Here is a 17,230-nt window from a genome sequence, read left to right as displayed (position 1 = left end):
TGTCAAGTGTTAAGTATTACTGTTGTAGGTACAGGCTATGTGGGTTTATCAAATGCCGTACTATTTGCCCGTCAGCATAGAGTAACAAGCTTAGATATTAATGTCGATCGTGTAGAGTCAATTAATAACCGTAAATCGCCTATTTCTGATGAATATATTGAAAAAGCCTTGGTAGAAAATCAGCTTAATTTAGTAGCAACTGTAAATGCGAAAGATGCTTACGAAAAAGCAGACTACATCATTATAGCAACCCCTACGAATTATGATTCTGATACCAACTACTTTGATACGTCATCAATTGAAAGTGTCATTTCACAAATTTTACCAATTAACTCAACTGCTACCATTATTATTAAATCTACGATACCTGTAGGGTATACAGAGCAAATTAAAGCAAAATTTAAAACTGAACAGATCGTTTTTGCGCCAGAGTTTTTACGTGAAGGAAAAGCACTTTATGATAATTTGTATCCATCACGAATTATTGTGGGTGAGAAGTCGGAGCGAGGTGAGGCAATTGCTCAGCTCTATTTGAATGCTACTATTAATCGAGATGCTCCAGCACTCTGTATGAATGCAACAGAAGCTGAAGCTGTTAAGTTATTTGCAAATACATATCTAGCAATGCGAGTTGCATATTTTAATGAATTAGATACTTACTGTGCAAAGCAAGGTCTAAGCACTTTAGATATCATCCAAGGTGTAAGTTTAGACCCTCGTATTGGACAGCATTATAATAACCCGTCGTTTGGTTATGGTGGATATTGTTTACCTAAAGATACCAAGCAGTTACTGGCAAATTATAAAGATGTTCCACAAAATTTGATTCAGGCAATTATTCATTCAAATAAAACCCGTAAGCAATTTATTGTAAAAGAGATTCTTACAAAACGTCCAAATATCGTGGGTATTTATCGTTTAACGATGAAGGCGGGTTCTGATAACTTTAGAGATTCAGCTATTCAAGATATTATCCGTGAATTAGAAGAATATAATATTCAAATTCAAATCTATGAACCTACTTTGCAGCATGAGAAATTTGAAAATTATTCTCTCCAAAATAATTTGAATAAATTTCTATCAAGTTCAGATGTGATTTTAGCTAACAGGATGAGTGAAGATTTAAAGCAGGATTTGAATAAAGTTTATACACGTGATTTATTTGGGGATAACTAATGGATAAGTTGTTATATATTACTCTTGAAGAGCCAATTAATGGAAAAAATACTGGGGTAATAAAAAAAATAAAATCCCAATGCTTTGTTTTAAATGAAAAGCATTTTGAAGTTTTTTTTTCCGGATATGGGGTGAATAATGACTATATAATTATGAAAAATAATACAGTAATAAGTTCAAAAAAAATAAACAAAAATATTTTTACGAATAAATATATATTTGGTTTTATTTTTGATTTTATTATGAGAAATAATATTAATAAAATTTATATCCGTAGGTTTAGAGCTACTCCTTTATCTATAAGATTTTTTAATAAATTGAAGAAGAATGGTGTAAAAATTTTTATGGAGATACCTACTTATCCATACGATGGTGAAGTTAAAAGTATTAAGTCTAAGTTAGGGTTGATAGTTGATAAGATTTTTAGAAAAGAATATAAAAAATATATTTCAAAGGTAGTTACCTATAGTGAAGACGAATTTATATTTGGAATTAAATGTATCAATATATCTAATGGCATTGATAAAAAAGATATAATACACGACAAAAACTCATTTAAATCTAAACACGTATACGAGTGTATATCAGTATCATCTATGTGTCATTGGCATGGTATAGATAGATTTTTAAATGGAATTAAAAAGAATCATAACATTATTTTTCATATAGTTGGTCCTAAAAATTCATATTATAATGATTTATATAATATAGTAAAAATCAAAGGATTAGAGGATAAAGTAATTTTTCATGGTTTTTTGGATCATGAGCAATTAAAAGCAATTTATAAAAAATGTCATATTGCAATTGGGTCCTTAGGGCGACATCGTTCAGGTATAAAAAATCTTAGTTCTTTAAAAAATAGAGAATATATAGCTAAAGGTCTTCCGATTGTTTATTCAGAAAATGATCGAGATTTTGATAATGAAGGATTTGTTTTTAAAGTTACAGCTGATGAAAGTTATGTGGAAATTGATGATTTATTAGCATGGTATGGTAACTTATCAATTTCTTCAGAATATATGACTAATATTGCTTATAAATTTACATGGGATGAACAAATGAAATTAGTGATAGATGAGTTGAAAAATGCTTAAAAATTTTAGGTATTGGATACATGCATTAGGGTTTTATATATCAATTCTAGTACAGTCTATATATCCTTTTCTTATTTCTTCTTTCTTTATATATAAAATTTCAAAAATTGATATTTTAATTTTTTTTATTTGTTTTTTATTTTCTGTAAACTTATTTATTGTGGATTTTGAATCTGCTATTCAGTTTATTGTTTATGTTTTAATGATTTTAATTATAAGCCAGAATTATACCGAACTAAAATCTTTTTTGAAGCCTTTCGCGTATCTTACTATTATTTTTTTAATATATTCTTTTTCCTTGGAATCCGTTAATATTAATAGTGGTAGATATTGGAAAATAATGAATAATGGTTATGAATTAAATCCAAACTTTTTAGGCTTAATATCAGGTATTGCATTCATCTATTTTTTTAAATATGGAGGTAGGTTTTTTTCAATCATTCCATTGATATTTTTAGTTATATGTCAATCAAGATCAGCTTTATTGGTTGTACTAATTTTTTTATTAATGTCTACGAATATAAGATTTAAGAGTATTTTATCTTTAATTTTGTTTTCTATTATTGGTTATCTATCTCTTCTATCTTCAGGGTTTATGAATAGGATTAAAGAAGATGGGGAAAATGGTAGATTTGAAAGATATTTAAATTATTGGGATTACTATACTAACTATTTACCTTTATCCTTGTCGAAAGAGCAAATGATATTATTGAAAGATAATTATGGTAACTTAGATAATCTTTATTTAAATTTAATTCTTAGATTTGGTTTTGGTGGTATTTTAATATTATTAATTATTTTTTGGAAAGCATATAATAATAGAATAAGTCGTGAAAAGTTTGCTATGTTAATTGCATTATTAGTTCATGGGCTCTTTGAGCCGAGCTTCTTTGGTGCTTATTTTATTCTTAGTTTGTTGGCGATATCTATATCAAAAACAGAGAGATACTCTAAAGATGGAAGTTTAAATTGAAAATTTTATATGTCATTACTGGTCTAGGTTTAGGCGGTGCCGAAAAAGTTGTTTGTGATTTGGCGGATCAAATGTCTACTTTAGGCCATCAAGTCAAAATTGCCTATTTAACAGGTAAAGTAGTAGTATGCCCTAGAAATATTAATGTGGATATAATACCTTTAGATTTGAATAATTTCTATGGGTTATATTTAGCATCGAAGAAATATAAAAAACTGATCCAAGATTTTCAGCCAGATGTTGTACATGCACACATGGTTCATGCTAATATTTTTTCGCGTATAAATCGTATTGGCTGTGCGATACCAAAGTTAATTTGTACGGCTCATAGTTCTAATGAGGGCGGAAGACTCAGAATGATTGCCTATCGATTAACAAATTTTTTATCTGATTTTAATAGTAATGTTAGTCAAGAAGCGACAGAGTCTTTAGTTAATAAAGGTGCATTTAATAAAAATAATTTAACCACCGTGTATAATGGAATCGATTTAAGTAAATTTAAATCATTTAAAACAGTAAAAAAAAATGATGAAATAATGGTTTTATCGGTAGGTCGGTTTAATGAACAAAAGGATTATCCTAATTTATTTAGAGCGATAAAAATCTTAAAAGATAATAGTCTTATTGAAAAAGTTAAGTTTTATATCGCTGGTGATGGTGATCTTCGTCCTTACTTAGAAAAAACTATAAAAGATTTTGGAATAAATAATAATATTATATTGTTAGGAAAGAGATCTGATATTGCAGATCTTTTGAATCAAGCAGATTTTTTTGTACTTTCATCTCGGCAAGAAGGTCTTCCTACAGTTTTAATAGAAGCAATGGCATGTGAAACTTTTGTTGTAGCGACTGACTGTGGCGGTAGTGCGGAAATTTTGGGAGAAACAGGCGTGTTAGTGCCTATTGAAAATTCAGAAGCATTGGCAAAAGGATTAGAACAGGCAATGAAGCTAACAGAAGATCAAATAAGAAAAAATGGTAAATTGGCTAGGAAAAGAGTTGAGGCTTTATTTTCTTTAGAAGCAAGTGTAAATAAATGGTTGGCTTTATATGAAGCTAAATAAAAAAATTATCTTAATTGGCACAGTTGCATCTAGCTTTTATGGCTTTCGTGCAGATTTAATTCGTACGCTGTTAAAGAAAGGACATCAAGTCTATGCATTTACGTCTGAATATACGGCAGAAGATCTAAAAAAAATCGAACAACTTGGCGCAATTCCCATTACTTATACTTTAAATCGAGGTGGATTAAATCCATTAGCAGATATTTTTGCAACCTATCAACTCTCAAAAAAAATTAAAGCAATTAATCCTGATTTAGTATTTTCTTATTTTTCTAAACCTGTCATTTTTGGAACCCTAGCAGCTAAATTAGCTAAAGCTCCACGAATTATTGGTATGCTTGAAGGTTTAGGCTATACATTTACAGAGCAGCCAGAAGGCTTAAGTAAAAAAACTCAGCTTATAAAAAAGATACAGGTTTTTTTATATAAAATTGCATTACCACAACTTGATCAGCTTATTTTTTTAAACCCTGATGACCCTAAAGATTTACTTCAACAATATGCTATAAATGTCAAAAATGTAGAGGTTTTAGGTGGGATTGGCTTAAATTTACAAGACTATCCATATCAACCATTGAATAATATTCATTTGCCCCTTAAATTTTTATTTATTGGTCGTTTATTGAAAGAAAAAGGGATACATGAATTTGTTCAGGCGGCAAAACTGGTAAAGAAAATATATCCTGATACAGAGTTTACAGTGCTTGGTGCAATAGACCATCATAATTTAGGCGCTTTACAACAAACAGAACTAAATGCTTTAATTTCTTCTAATATTATTCAATACCCTGGTCATGTGAGTAATATTAAAGACTGGATCGCTGACAGTCATGTATTTGTATTGCCATCGTATCGTGAAGGTGTGCCAAGAAGTACGCAAGAAGCAATGGCTATTGGGCGTGCTGTTATTACAACTGATGTACCAGGTTGTAGGGAAACGGTTGTAGATGGTTTAAATGGATTTTTAGTGCCCAAATGGGATCCTGAAGCTCTGGCGAGAAAAATGATTTATTTCATTGAACACCCTGAACAAGTTAGATTGATGGGTGCTGAAAGCTATAAAATTGCCGTTGAAAAGTTTGATGCAGAAAAAGTAAATCAACGTTTAGTGAATATTTTAGGTCTATAAATGCTAAAACGCCTCCTCGATATTATTATTGCTTCTATTGCTCTGATTTTACTGTCACCGTTGTATTTTTATGTGGCACATAAAGTGAAAAAAAATCTGGGCTCACCAGTTTTATTTCGTCAGGTGCGCCCGGGTTTACACGGCAAACCTTTTGAAATGATCAAATTTCGCAGCATGAAAGACGCGGTAGATGCACAAGGCAACCCCTTACCCGACAGTGAGCGATTAACTTCATTTGGCAAAATGCTGCGTTCTAGTAGTTTGGATGAAATGCCAGAATTATGGAACGTCATTAAGGGCGATATGAGCATCGTCGGACCACGCCCATTACTCATGGAATACTTACCGCTATATAACCAAGAACAAGCCAAACGCCATTTAGTCCGCCCAGGCATGACAGGGCATGCACAGGTAAATGGACGTAATGCCATTAGTTGGGAAGAAAAATTTAAACTCGATACGTGGTATGTAGAAAATCAGTCGGTTTGGTTAGATTTAAAAATTATGCTGAAAACGGTTAAAAAAGTGCTCGCCAAAGATGATATTAACGAAGCAGGCGAAGCGACTATGTCTAAATTCACAGGTTCAGAAAAGGATTCAAACTCATGATTTCTTATATTGGTGTATACGGTGCAAGTGGTTTTGGTAAAGAAGTCATGCCTTTAGTTAGACAGCAATACGCCGCATTAGAAAAACAACAATTTGTATTTATTGATGACGGTCAGGCGGGTAATACATTAAGTGGTTATCCTGTATTAAGTTATGCAGACTTCTTAGCTAACACAATTCCAGAAAAAGCTGTGGTGATTGCCATTGCAAATAGTCAGGTTCGTGAAAAACTGACAGCACAATTAGCGACTGATCAGATACCGCAACTGCATATACATGCCCATAATGCCTTAATTGCAGAAGAAGCAGAAATCGCCGAAGGTAGTTTATTTTGTGCATTCACTTGTGTGACTTCAAATGCAAAAATTGGTAAAGGTTTTCATGCCAATATTTATAGCTATGTAGCGCATGATTGTGTAATTGGTGACTATGTTACTTTTGCGCCTAGTGTAAAGTGTAATGGAAATGTGCATATTGAAGATCATGCATATATTGGAACAGGCGCAATTATCAAGCAAGGTACACCAGAACGCCCAATTGTTATTGGTCGGGGTGCTGTAGTAGGCATGGGAGCTGTGGTCACTAAAAGCGTTCCTGCAGGTGTAACTGTAATTGGTAACCCAGCAAAACCGTTGGGGGGAAATATCAATGGCTAACGAAATTCATTTTGGTGCGATTCCTATAGAAGATATTCTGATTGGTATGAAAGTTTCATACTCGCAAACAATTACCGATAGCGATATAAAAACTTTTGCAGGATTATCGGGTGATCATAATCCTGTACATGTTGATGAAAAGTATGCTGAAAATAGTAGATTTAAAAGACGAATTGCACATGGCCTAATGTCAGCAGGTTTTTTTTCTCAATTATTTGGTACGAAACTGCCAGGTCCTGGCTGTGTGTATACTGCACAATCTTTAAAATTTTTAAGACCTGTATATATAAATGATACTGTTGTCGCAACGGTAGAAGTGATTGCTGTAGATCTTCCACGTAAGCGTGTTCAGTTTAAAACCTATTGTACCGTGAATAATAAAATGGTGATTGATGGTGAAGCAGAAATTTATATTCCTGATTGACTTAAAAATCTACTTCTTTTAAAGACATGTTAATAAAACTGACTTTTTAATATGAGTAAGTGGATAGGTTAAGAAAAATCTGATTTTTGAACATCGTTACAGCATACAACAACATATCGCAATAGGAATTTCAGCATGCTTAACACAGCATTTGAACCATGGCCAAGCTTTACACAACAAGAGGCAGATGCCGTATCTCAAGTTTTACTGTCCAACAAAGTCAACTACTGGACAGGGCAAGAATGCCGCGAATTTGAAAAAGAATTTGCCCAATTTGCGCAAACCCAATATGCCGTGGCACTTGCTAACGGTACTGTCGCTTTAGATGTTGCACTCAAAGCCTTGAACATTGGCGCGGGTGATGACGTGATTGTTACCTCACGTACTTTTTTAGCGTCGGCAAGCTCCATTGTTACCGCGGGTGCAAATCCGGTATTTGCCGATGTTGAACTGGATTCACAAAATATATCCCGTCGCACTATTGAAGCCGTTTTAACGCCAAATACCAAAGCCATTATTTGTGTGCATTTGGCAGGCTGGATGTGTGATATGGACCCGATTATGCAACTAGCAAAAGAAAAGGGTCTGTATGTGATTGAAGACTGTGCCCAAGCGCATGGTGCGATGTACAAAGGCAAAGCTGCAGGTTCAATTGGACATATTGGTGCGTGGTCGTTCTGTCAGGACAAAATTATGACTACTGGTGGCGAAGGCGGTATGGTCACCACCAATGATGAACAGCTATGGAAAAAAATGTGGTCGTACAAAGATCATGGTAAAAATTACGACAGCATTTATCACAAACAACATCCGCCGGGTTTCCGCTGGTTACATGACTCATTTGGCACCAACTGGCGCATGATGGAAATGCAAGCGGTGATTGGACGTATACAATTACAGCGCATGCCAGAATGGACACAAAAACGTACCGAGCATGCACAGCGCATTTTAGCAGCGTTTCAGGACAGTCCATATTTTACTGTGTACTATCCAAACAGTGACTATGTACATGCTAACTACAAATGCTATGTGCAGGTCAATAGCGAACAGTTACCTGTGGGTTGGTCACGTGATCGTATCATGCAGGAAATCAATGCCCTGAATGTACCTTGTTTTAGCGGCTCATGTTCAGAAGTGTATTTAGAACATGCCTTTGATGGTACAGCATGGCGACCTGCACAGCGTTTGGTCAATGCACAGCAATTGGGCGAAACCAGTTTAATGTTCTTGGTACATCCTAACTTAAGCAATGACAGCATAGAAAAAACCATTGCAGCCATTCAGCAGGTGATACAAAAGATGGCAAGCTAAGCCATACTTGTGATGCAGCCTTCTAGTGGTGATCTTCATCTTGCGATAGGGCGCAAAGGGCTGCGTTAGGTTGGTTGTTTAGCTTTACATCATTCGGCTCTTGCAGCGCGATAGAGTCATCTAATCTTTAAACTGAAAATAGAGAAAAATACTGCAAATTCATATATCATACTTTTATAAAAATAGTGTGAACTGAGTGTTGTTTTTGAAGTATGTTCATAGACAATACTCAGCAAAAAATTGAGAAGCTTCATTCCGTGAAATCCATGATCGAACCTGCTGTAGAATCCCCGCGCGCTGCCAAACTCGCATTTTTAGTTGTGCTGGATTTCTGTGTATTTCCTGTATTGCTGTGGCTATGTTATGCCATTCGTCAGTTTGATTTGGGGGCAGAAGTTGTACCCAATTTGGCTTTTGGTTCGGTATGGGCGAGTGTGATTGCCGTTGTATCGCTGTTTATTTTTGGGGTATATCGCTTTATTGTGCGCACCTACAGCGAACTGTTTATGGTCAAATTGGGGTTGGGCACTTCATTGACTGTGACAGGGTTGTATGCGCTGGCTTACTTTACTGATGCCTTTATTCCCACTTCTATTCCGCTCATGTTCGGATTTCTCATGTTCGCATGGGTTTGGTTTAGCCGCGGTTTTATTCGCTTTATCGTGCGTTCTTATTTACAAGCTGATGTACAAAAAAAACGTGTGGCGATTTATGGTGCAGGCAATGCAGGACAGCAAATTGCAGCAGCACTCTACAATTCCGATGAACACTTACCCGTATTATTTATAGATGATGATCCATCACTCACTGGGCAACAGTTGGGTCGTTTAAAAGTCTATGATGCAGAAACAGCATTAAAAGTCATGCCGAAAAAGCATATTGATGAAATTTTGATTGCGTTGCCTTCTGTCGGGCGGATGCGTAAAAGCGAGATTGTTAAATTTTTAGAACCTGCACATATTAAAATTACCGAAATTCCAGGACTGACCAAACTGGTCGATGGTGAAATTCGCGTATCTGATATTCAGGAAGTCGATATTATTGACTTGCTCGGGCGTGACCCTGTGCCGCCTGTACCCGAACTGTTGGCTAAAAATATTCAAGACAAAATGGTCTTGGTTACAGGGGCGGGGGGGTCCATTGGTTCTGAATTGTGTCGTCAAATTGTCAAAAACAAACCCAAAGCCTTGGTAATTTATGAACTGACCGAATTTGCGTTGTACAGCATTGACAAAGAATTACGCTTAAATAGCGATGTCACGATTATCCCAATTTTAGGTTCAGTGCTAGAGCAGGCCAAACTAGAGCGAGTGATGGAACAGTATAGGGTTCAAACCGTGTACCATGCGGCTGCTTACAAACACGTGCCCTTGGTAGAATGTAACCCATTGGCAGGTTTGAAAAACAACGCCATTGGTACGGCATTTAGCTTAAATGCAGCGGTCAAAACAGGTGTGGAAACATTTGTACTCATTTCTACCGATAAAGCCGTGCGTCCAACCAATGTCATGGGGGCGTCTAAACGTATGGCAGAGTTGTATTGTCAGGCGATGGCAGAAGCGCAAGATCAGACCCAAATTAGCATTGTCCGCTTTGGGAATGTCTTGGGTTCATCGGGTTCGGTGGTGCCGTTGTTTAAGCAGCAAATTGCCAAAGGTGGGCCCATTACCGTGACTGATCCTGAAGTCACCCGTTACTTTATGACCATTCCAGAAGCCTCGCAATTGGTGATTCAGGCGGGTGCTTTAGGTCAGGGGGGCGATGTCTTCCTGCTGGATATGGGTGAACCTGTACGCATTCAGGATTTAGCCCGCCAAATGATTGCACTGAGTGGTTTAAAAGTACGAGAAACAGGCAGTCAGGAAGGTGATATTGAAATTCAATATTCAGGCTTACGCCCAGGCGAAAAACTTTACGAAGAATTGTTGATTGATGCCGATAATACCGAAGTGACCCAGCACAGTCGTATTTTGCGTTCTTATGAAAAAATGTATCCGTTGGATGAGTTGCTGATGGTGTTTGAGCGTATGCATGACTTAACCGCAATTCAAAGTGATATCGACTGGGCTTTAGCACAGCTTGAACACTATGTGGATGGTTATGCCCGTGGTACAGAAATTAAGGTGAACTAAATTTCAAAAACTAAGTTGAAGTAAGTCAGTTCAACTTGTTGATGAGTAAAATTTAACTAAAAAATTTGTGTGAAATTAGGTATCTGAGATGATTAAAAAAGCCATTTTACCCGTTGCAGGTTTAGGCACCCGTTTTCTGCCAGCCAGTAAAGCCATTCCCAAAGAAATGGTGACTGTGGTCGATCGTCCTGCGATTGAATATGTGGTGCATGAAGCAGTGGCAGCAGGGATTGAGCAAATTATTTTGGTGACCCATTCATCTAAAGCCTCCATTGAAAACTACTTTGACCGTAACTTTGAGCTAGAAACCACTTTGGAACAAAAACAAAAACTGGATTTGCTCAAAGAAATTACCGAAATTTTACCTGCGCATGTCAGTGTCGTGAGTGTACGTCAGCCACAACCTTTAGGCTTAGGGCATGCTGTTTTATGTGCTAAATCTGTAGTGGGCAATGATGCTTTTGCGGTACTGTTGCCCGATGTATTGGTTAAAGATGATGCTGCACAAAATGACTTGGCACGTATGATTCAGCGTTTTGAGCAAAGCCATGCCGCACAGATTATGGTCGAAGCAGTGCCAGATCATCTGGTCGATCAATACGGTATTGTCGATGTAGCAGCAGCACCTGCTGAAGGTGAAAGTACAGTGATGCAGGGCATTGTCGAAAAACCTGCAGTAGGCACGGCACCTTCTAATTTATTGGTGGTGGGGCGTTATGTCTTGCCTGCAGAAATTATGACTTTGCTCGAAAACACCCCTAAAGGGGCAGGCAATGAAATTCAATTGACCGATGCGATTGCCATGTTGCAGCAAAATAGTGTGGTGGAAGCTTACCGTATGCAAGGTCAGACTTTTGACTGTGGCAGCAAGTTAGGTTACTTAAAAGCAGTGTTGCATTATGGGCTCGATCATCCAAAACTAGGCGATGATTTTAAAGCCTTGATTCAAGAGTTAAAGCTTGAATCATAAAGGTGATTAATGGGGGGAAGATTAGAAAATCTCTCCTAGACTCCCTTCTTACGCAAGAATTTAAAGCAGTGCTTAAACTCTTGCTCAGGGAGGAACCTTGTGAAATAAACAGCATCAACCAATGCATAGGAACACATTTTGAAAGTCGCAGTCTTTGGAAAAACCCTCTATGCAGGCGTGATGTCTGCACTCTTGGCAGAATGTGGGCATCAAGTCTATTGGTGCGATATCTTTCAGGATGCTGCACATCCACTAGAACAGCAGCATTTCAGCTTTCAAGACCAAGCCTTGAGCCTGTTATTACAACAACAATGCAGCAAGGGTTTTTTACACTATTGTGATTTTGCTGCATTGCCTTTAGATGTGGATGTGTATCTACTCAGTTTGAACCCGACTGAAGAAACCCACGCCTTAACCGTTTTGCGGCAGTTGCAACAACGTCCGATCATTCACCCTAAACTGATGATCAATGCGTCGACTTTGGGTTTAAATGGCACACAGCGCCTGCAAAAAATCTTGCCACAAGATGACTGGATGTATTTGCCCGACATGATTCAAGAGGGTAATGCCATTCAAAGTATGACCCGCGCACAGCAACTCACGGTGGGTTGTGAAAATGAACGTGCGCAAGTCAAACTCAAAGAATTACTCCGCCCCTTATTTCCACGTGCGCAGCAATACCTGTTTATGCCCGTGTTGGATGCAGAATTTACCAAACTGAGTATTTCAGGCATGCTGGCAACCCGTATCAGTTATATCAATGACTTGGCGGTGGTGGCAGAAAAACTGGGGATTGATATTGAACATGTGCGACAGGGTATGGCGGCAGATAGCCGTATTGGTGCATCTTATATGTATCCTGGTGCGGGGTTTGGTGGTGAAAACTTTAGCCATGATATTCAGACTCTGGCCAGTACCGTATCCACCACAGGGGTGAAAAGTCAGCTGTTGGCGCAGGTCTGGGACATTAACGAACAACAAAAAGAACTCTTGTTTAGAAAGTTGTGGAATTATTATCAGGGCGATTTAAACGGCAAAACTGTGGCCATTTGGGGCGCAGCCTTTAAAGAAAATACCGCAAGGGTGCAACATTCTCCCATTCATGTGATGTTGCCTGCGTTGTGGGCGCAGGGTGTGACGGTCAAATTGCACGACCCACAAGCCTTGCCTGAAATTGTGGCACAGTATGGTCAGCGCGATGATCTGATTTTATGTACAGACCAATACCAAGCCGTCGAAGGTGCATCGGCATTATGTGTGTTGACTGCGTGGAAACAATATTGGAGTTTGGATTATCCAACTTTGTTGCAGCAGATGCAGCATCCACTGATTTTGGATGGTCGCAATATTTATGATCCTGAATTTGTGAAGGCACAAGGTTTTGCTTATATGGGAGTCGGTCGCTAATGATTCGTAGCACAATGCCACAGACGCAAAGCTCGATTTCTCCAAATGACAATGCCTTGCCGCAGTTACAACAATTGCAGCAGCAGTTTCAGCAACTGCATTTAAATCAGCTGTTTGCTCAAGATCCGCAGCGTTTTCAGCGTTTCTCGGTGGCTTTGGACAGTGTGCTGTTTGACTATAGCAAGCATCGGATTGATGCCAAGGTGTTGCAGACCCTGGTTCAGTTTGCACAGCAGAGTCAGCTTGCTGAGTGGATTGGACGTTTATTTTCAACAGTAACTGGCTCAGAGAAAATCAACTATACCGAACAGCGCGATGCGATGCATTGGGCCTTGCGTTTGCCTGCGACCAGCACAGCAGCAAGCGGTTCCGAACAGACCGATGCCTACGCTGCATTGACTGAGCAAGTGCATACCCAGCTTGAGCGTATGTATGCCTTGGTGGAAAAAATCCATGCAGGCCAATACCGTGGTGCCACGGGTGAAGTGATTCAGGATGTGGTCAATATTGGTGTGGGTGGCTCAGATTTAGGCCCGTTGATGGTGACCCAAGCCTTATCTGATTTTAAAGTGGCGACTGAAAAACCACTGAATGTACATTTTGTGTCCACCATGGATGGCAGCCAGTTATCTGAATTGCTGCATCGTCTGCGTCCTGAAACGACCTTGTTTATTATTTCGTCCAAGTCTTTTGGCACCATTGATACCTTATCCAATGCGCAAACGGTGAAACAATGGCTGGAAAAGGCTTTGGGCACACACGCGCAAATTCTGAAACATCACTTTATTGGGGTATCCACCAAAGCCGATAAAATGACTGCTTGGGGCATTTGTCCTGAAAATCAGCTCTTGCTGTGGGATTGGGTGGGTGGTCGCTATTCGTTATGGTCGTGTATTGGCTTACCGATTGCCCTGACCATTGGCGTTGCGGGTTTTCAGCGGTTTTTAGCAGGTGCACATGCGGTTGATCAGCATTTTCAAAATGCTGCATTTGATCAGAACATCCCAGTGCTGATGGGTTTGCTGGGGGTGTGGAATAATAATTTCCTGAATATTCAGACTCATGCGGTCTTGCCTTATGATGGACGTTTAAAATACTTCGCTTCGTATTTACAGCAATTAGAAATGGAATCGAATGGCAAGTCGATTCAGCGTAATGGCGAGGCGGTGAGCGTCGATACTTGCCCGATTGTTTGGGGTGAGGTCGGGCCGAATGCACAGCATGCGTTCTATCAATTGTTGCATCAAGGGACACATGCGGTCAGCTGTGATTTTATTGCCCCTGTGCAGCGTTATAATGCCAATCAATTTACCTATGCGGAAAATGCTGAGGCTTTGGTGGAGCAGCATCATTTAGCCTTGTCCAACTGTTTGGCACAATCGCGGCTTTTGGCCTTTGGCAATCAGGCTTTAGATCAGCAGGAATTAGATGGCTTAGCGGCATATAAGCAGTACAGTGGTAATCAGCCAAGTAGCAGTATTTTATTGCAAGAACTCAATCCGTATAGCTTGGGCATGTTGATTGCCCTGTATGAACATAAAGTCTTTGTGCAATCAGTGCTGTGGAATATCAATCCCTTTGACCAATGGGGCGTAGAAAAAGGTAAGGAAATTGCCAATCAGCTCTTGCCTATTTTAAATGGGCAGCAACAGGATTTATCGGCACTTGATGCATCGACTCAAGGTTTATTAAAAATTTTATTAGGAAAAATAGATGGCTAATGTTTTAGTCACAGGCGGTGCTGGCTATATTGGTTCACATACCTGTGTCGAGTTGCTGAATGCAGGGCACAGCGTGGTGGTGCTAGATAATTTGTCCAATAGCTCGGCAGAGTCATTGGCGCGGGTGCAGCAACTGACGGGCAAAACCTTGCATTTTATTCAGGGTGATATTCGTGATGCTGCTGCTTTGGATGCTGTGTTTGCTGCACATCAAATTGATGCAGTGATTCATTTTGCAGGACTCAAAGCAGTGGGAGAAAGCCAACAAATTCCACTGAGCTATTTTGACAACAATATTGCGGGTTCAATTAGCTTGTTCCAGGCGATGCAACGCGCGCATGTGTTTAAACTGGTGTTTAGTTCATCGGCTACAGTATATGACGAATCCAATATTTCGCCGTTGAATGAAGAGATGCCAACGGGTATGCCAAGCAATAACTATGGCTATACCAAGCTGATTGTGGAACAGCTCTTACAAAAAGCAGCCCTTGCCGATGAGCGTTGGTCGATTGCATTATTGCGTTATTTTAACCCTGTGGGGGCACATAAAAGTGGCTGCATAGGCGAAGACCCACAAGGCATTCCAAATAATTTAATGCCTTATGTCACCCAAGTGGCGGTTGGACGTCGTGAAAAACTGTCAATTTTTGGGCAGGATTATGCCACGCCAGATGGTACAGGCGTGCGCGATTATATTCATGTGGTCGATTTGGCCAATGCGCATTTATGTGCCTTGAATAACCGTTTGACTGCCCAGGGTTGCCGTGCTTGGAATATTGGTACGGGTAATGGGATTTCGGTGCTGCAAGTAAAAAATACTTTTCAACAGGTCAATGGTGTGCAGATTCCATTTGAGTTTGCACCACGTCGTGAAGGCGATGTGGCGATATCTTTTGCAGATAATAGCCGCGCCTTGCAAGAACTGGGCTGGACACCACAATATGGCCTAGAAGATATGTTGGCTGATAGTTGGAACTGGCAAAAGCAGAATCCGAATGGTTATCGTCAAGATGAATGATTCTAGCCATACACTCAGCCACAAAGTTTAGGGCATAAACAATGGGAGTCAGTTTTGACTCCCATTTTTATATTGCTTTGATTTTTCAGATTAAGCTTGAATCAATTGTGTCAACTCATCCACATAGTCCTGCATTGGGCGTGGATTTTGATCACGACGGCTTTCAATATTTAAGCGCAATAATGGCTCAGTATTTGACGCACGCACATTAAAACGCCATGCACCAAAGTCAAGGCTCACACCATCCGTTTGGTCAATCGCTGGGTTTTGGTTGGCATAATGCTCAAAGATTTTTTGGATGGTGGCTTGAGTATCGGCCACTTTAAAGTTAATTTCGCCCGAACATGGGAACTTGGCAATCATTTCTTCGACCAGACTCGATAGCGATTGTCCTGTTTCAGACAACACAGAAAGCACCAATAACCATGGAATCATGCCGCTGTCACAATAGGCGAAATCACGGAAATAATGGTGTGCACTCATTTCACCACCGTAAACGGCATTGTGCTCACGCATCACATCTTTAATAAAGGCATGCCCAGATTTAGATTGAATCGCTTCACCCTGATATTGCGCGACTACATCAAAGGTATTCCAGACCAAACGCGGGTCATGCACGATTTTTTCGCCTGCTTGTTTGAGCAAAAACGCCTGTGCCAATAAGCCGACAATATAATAGCCTTCAATAAACTGGCCTTTTTCATCGAACAAGAAACAGCGATCAAAGTCACCATCCCACGCAATGCCCATGTCGGCTTGATGCTCTAATACGGCATTGCGGGTACTATCGCGGTTTTCCACTAAAATTGGGTTGGGGATACCATTGGGGAAGGTGCCATCGGCATCATTGTGAATTTTGACAAACTCAACAGGGATATTCAGAGCTTTGAATTTTTGCTCAATTGCATCGACCACATGTCCTGCAGCGCCATTGCCTGCATTCATGACCAGTTTCATTGGGCGAATTTTGCTAGGCTCGATATACGTCATTAAATGTTCAATAAATTCAGGCAAAATATTGTAGCTTTGAGTACTACCTTTGTGCTCAACTGGGGTAAATTCGCCCGATTCTGCCAAAGCCTGAATGTCTTTTAGGCCGGTATCGGCACTAATCGGACGTGCATTTTCACGTACCAGTTTCATGCCGTTGTAGTCCATGGGGTTATGGCTGGCAGTTACTTCAATGCCACCTTGCACGTCTAAATGAAAGGCTGCGAAATAGACTTCTTCTGTGCCTGTCATTCCCAAGTCGAGCACATTGACCCCTGCATCATTTAAACCACGAATGGTGGCCTGCTTTAAGCCTTCGCTGCTAAGGCGAATATCGCAGCCAATTACAACGGTTTTAGGTTGGTAAATTTGTCCGTAAGCACGACCAATTTTATAGGCAATCTCTTCATTGAGTTCTGTGCCCAATTTTCCGCGAATGTCATAGGCTTTAAAACAGGTTAATGTGCTCATGTATTGTCCTAAATATTTGGAAAAATCGTATTGCTGCCTATGATAATCGAACTGTGTGTAATGTGCTGTATAGAATGGAAGATCA

Annotated in this window: 15 protein-coding genes; 14 read left to right on the top strand and 1 reads right to left on the bottom strand. The window is 39.3% G+C overall.

Translation table 11 applies throughout. The features are described 5' to 3' along the window. The first annotated feature begins 6 nt into the window (after positions 1 to 6). The 14 genes from F947_RS01085 (at position 7) to galE (ending at position 15,684) form a co-directional block, all read left to right on the top strand. On the top strand, positions 7 to 1,176 hold the full coding sequence (locus F947_RS01085; RefSeq protein WP_004970315.1) for a nucleotide sugar dehydrogenase: 1,170 nt from the start codon (positions 7 to 9) through the stop codon (positions 1,174 to 1,176). Next, positions 1,176 to 2,270: a glycosyltransferase gene (locus tag F947_RS01080; protein ID WP_004970313.1), complete on the top strand. Its 1,095-nt coding sequence runs from the start codon at positions 1,176 to 1,178 to the stop codon at positions 2,268 to 2,270. The genes F947_RS01085 and F947_RS01080 overlap by 1 nt, the downstream gene beginning before the upstream one ends. Further along, entirely contained in the window at positions 2,263 to 3,243 is a 981-nt protein-coding gene (locus F947_RS01075) for a hypothetical protein (RefSeq protein WP_004970312.1), read from the top strand. The genes F947_RS01080 and F947_RS01075 overlap by 8 nt, the downstream gene beginning before the upstream one ends. Further along, complete coding sequence (locus tag F947_RS01070; protein ID WP_004970310.1) at positions 3,240 to 4,307, top strand: glycosyltransferase; 1,068 nt, start codon at positions 3,240 to 3,242, stop codon at positions 4,305 to 4,307. Before F947_RS01075 ends, F947_RS01070 begins: the two co-directional genes overlap by 4 nt. Continuing rightward, positions 4,294 to 5,436, top strand: coding sequence for a glycosyltransferase family 4 protein (locus F947_RS01065; protein WP_004970307.1), 1,143 nt, complete (start codon positions 4,294 to 4,296; stop codon positions 5,434 to 5,436). The genes F947_RS01070 and F947_RS01065 overlap by 14 nt, the downstream gene beginning before the upstream one ends. Beyond that, the gene (locus F947_RS01060; protein WP_004970305.1) at positions 5,437 to 6,045 is read left to right on the top strand and encodes a sugar transferase; all 609 of its coding nucleotides are present in this window, start codon (positions 5,437 to 5,439) and stop codon (positions 6,043 to 6,045) included. Next, positions 6,042 to 6,701 carry a NeuD/PglB/VioB family sugar acetyltransferase gene (locus F947_RS01055; RefSeq protein ID WP_004970303.1) on the top strand — a complete coding sequence of 220 codons (660 nt, stop codon included), beginning with the start codon at positions 6,042 to 6,044 and terminating at the stop codon, positions 6,699 to 6,701. Before F947_RS01060 ends, F947_RS01055 begins: the two co-directional genes overlap by 4 nt. Further along, the gene (locus F947_RS01050; protein WP_004970301.1) at positions 6,694 to 7,125 is read left to right on the top strand and encodes a MaoC family dehydratase; all 432 of its coding nucleotides are present in this window, start codon (positions 6,694 to 6,696) and stop codon (positions 7,123 to 7,125) included. Before F947_RS01055 ends, F947_RS01050 begins: the two co-directional genes overlap by 8 nt. 135 nt (positions 7,126 to 7,260) lie before the next feature. Beyond that, on the top strand, positions 7,261 to 8,436 hold the full coding sequence (locus F947_RS01045; RefSeq protein WP_004970298.1) for a DegT/DnrJ/EryC1/StrS family aminotransferase: 1,176 nt from the start codon (positions 7,261 to 7,263) through the stop codon (positions 8,434 to 8,436). Between the two features lie 257 nt (positions 8,437 to 8,693). Beyond that, positions 8,694 to 10,568, top strand: a complete 1,875-nt coding sequence (locus F947_RS01040) for a nucleoside-diphosphate sugar epimerase/dehydratase (RefSeq protein WP_026438415.1) — start codon at positions 8,694 to 8,696, stop codon at positions 10,566 to 10,568. 88 nt (positions 10,569 to 10,656) lie between these two features. Further along, positions 10,657 to 11,538: a UTP--glucose-1-phosphate uridylyltransferase GalU gene (gene galU / locus F947_RS01035; RefSeq protein WP_004970293.1), complete on the top strand. Its 882-nt coding sequence runs from the start codon at positions 10,657 to 10,659 to the stop codon at positions 11,536 to 11,538. Positions 11,539 to 11,676: 138 nt separating this feature from the next. Then, positions 11,677 to 12,945 carry a nucleotide sugar dehydrogenase gene (locus F947_RS01030; RefSeq protein ID WP_004970292.1) on the top strand — a complete coding sequence of 423 codons (1,269 nt, stop codon included), beginning with the start codon at positions 11,677 to 11,679 and terminating at the stop codon, positions 12,943 to 12,945. Positions 12,946 to 12,959: 14 nt separating this feature from the next. After that, positions 12,960 to 14,666 carry a glucose-6-phosphate isomerase gene (gene pgi, locus F947_RS01025; protein ID WP_171062550.1) on the top strand — a complete coding sequence of 569 codons (1,707 nt, stop codon included), beginning with the start codon at positions 12,960 to 12,962 and terminating at the stop codon, positions 14,664 to 14,666. Further along, positions 14,659 to 15,684 carry a UDP-glucose 4-epimerase GalE gene (gene galE / locus F947_RS01020; RefSeq protein ID WP_004970288.1) on the top strand — a complete coding sequence of 342 codons (1,026 nt, stop codon included), beginning with the start codon at positions 14,659 to 14,661 and terminating at the stop codon, positions 15,682 to 15,684. The genes pgi and galE overlap by 8 nt, the downstream gene beginning before the upstream one ends. Before the next feature lie 90 nt (positions 15,685 to 15,774). Here the strand turns inward: galE and F947_RS01015 are convergent, their stop codons facing one another. Then, complete coding sequence (locus tag F947_RS01015) at positions 15,775 to 17,145, bottom strand: phosphohexomutase domain-containing protein (protein WP_004970287.1); 1,371 nt, start codon at positions 17,143 to 17,145, stop codon at positions 15,775 to 15,777. Positions 17,146 to 17,230 lie beyond the last annotated feature (85 nt).

It is taken from the genome of Acinetobacter towneri DSM 14962 = CIP 107472 (genome assembly GCF_000368785.1).
Lineage (GTDB): Bacteria > Pseudomonadota > Gammaproteobacteria > Pseudomonadales > Moraxellaceae > Acinetobacter > Acinetobacter towneri.
Note: the sequence above shows the minus strand (reverse complement) of the source record. Positions and strands in the feature narration are given on the sequence as shown.

Bases quoted from the DNA above. Each gene is read 5' to 3' on its own strand.
- F947_RS01065 (WP_004970307.1), top strand. From the start codon at position 4,294: ATGAAGCTAAATAAAAAAATTATCTTAATTGGCACAGTTGCATCTAGC.
- galE (WP_004970288.1), top strand. From the start codon at position 14,659: ATGGCTAATGTTTTAGTCACAGGCGGTGCTGGCTATATTGGTTCACAT.
- galU (WP_004970293.1), top strand. From the start codon at position 10,657: ATGATTAAAAAAGCCATTTTACCCGTTGCAGGTTTAGGCACCCGTTTT.
- F947_RS01050 (WP_004970301.1), top strand. From the start codon at position 6,694: ATGGCTAACGAAATTCATTTTGGTGCGATTCCTATAGAAGATATTCTG.
- F947_RS01055 (WP_004970303.1), top strand. From the start codon at position 6,042: ATGATTTCTTATATTGGTGTATACGGTGCAAGTGGTTTTGGTAAAGAA.
- pgi (WP_171062550.1), top strand. From the start codon at position 12,960: ATGCCACAGACGCAAAGCTCGATTTCTCCAAATGACAATGCCTTGCCG.
- F947_RS01045 (WP_004970298.1), top strand. From the start codon at position 7,261: ATGCTTAACACAGCATTTGAACCATGGCCAAGCTTTACACAACAAGAG.
- F947_RS01015 (WP_004970287.1), bottom strand. From the start codon at position 17,145: ATGAGCACATTAACCTGTTTTAAAGCCTATGACATTCGCGGAAAATTG.
- F947_RS01080 (WP_004970313.1), top strand. From the start codon at position 1,176: ATGGATAAGTTGTTATATATTACTCTTGAAGAGCCAATTAATGGAAAA.
- F947_RS01060 (WP_004970305.1), top strand. From the start codon at position 5,437: ATGCTAAAACGCCTCCTCGATATTATTATTGCTTCTATTGCTCTGATT.
- F947_RS01075 (WP_004970312.1), top strand. From the start codon at position 2,263: ATGCTTAAAAATTTTAGGTATTGGATACATGCATTAGGGTTTTATATA.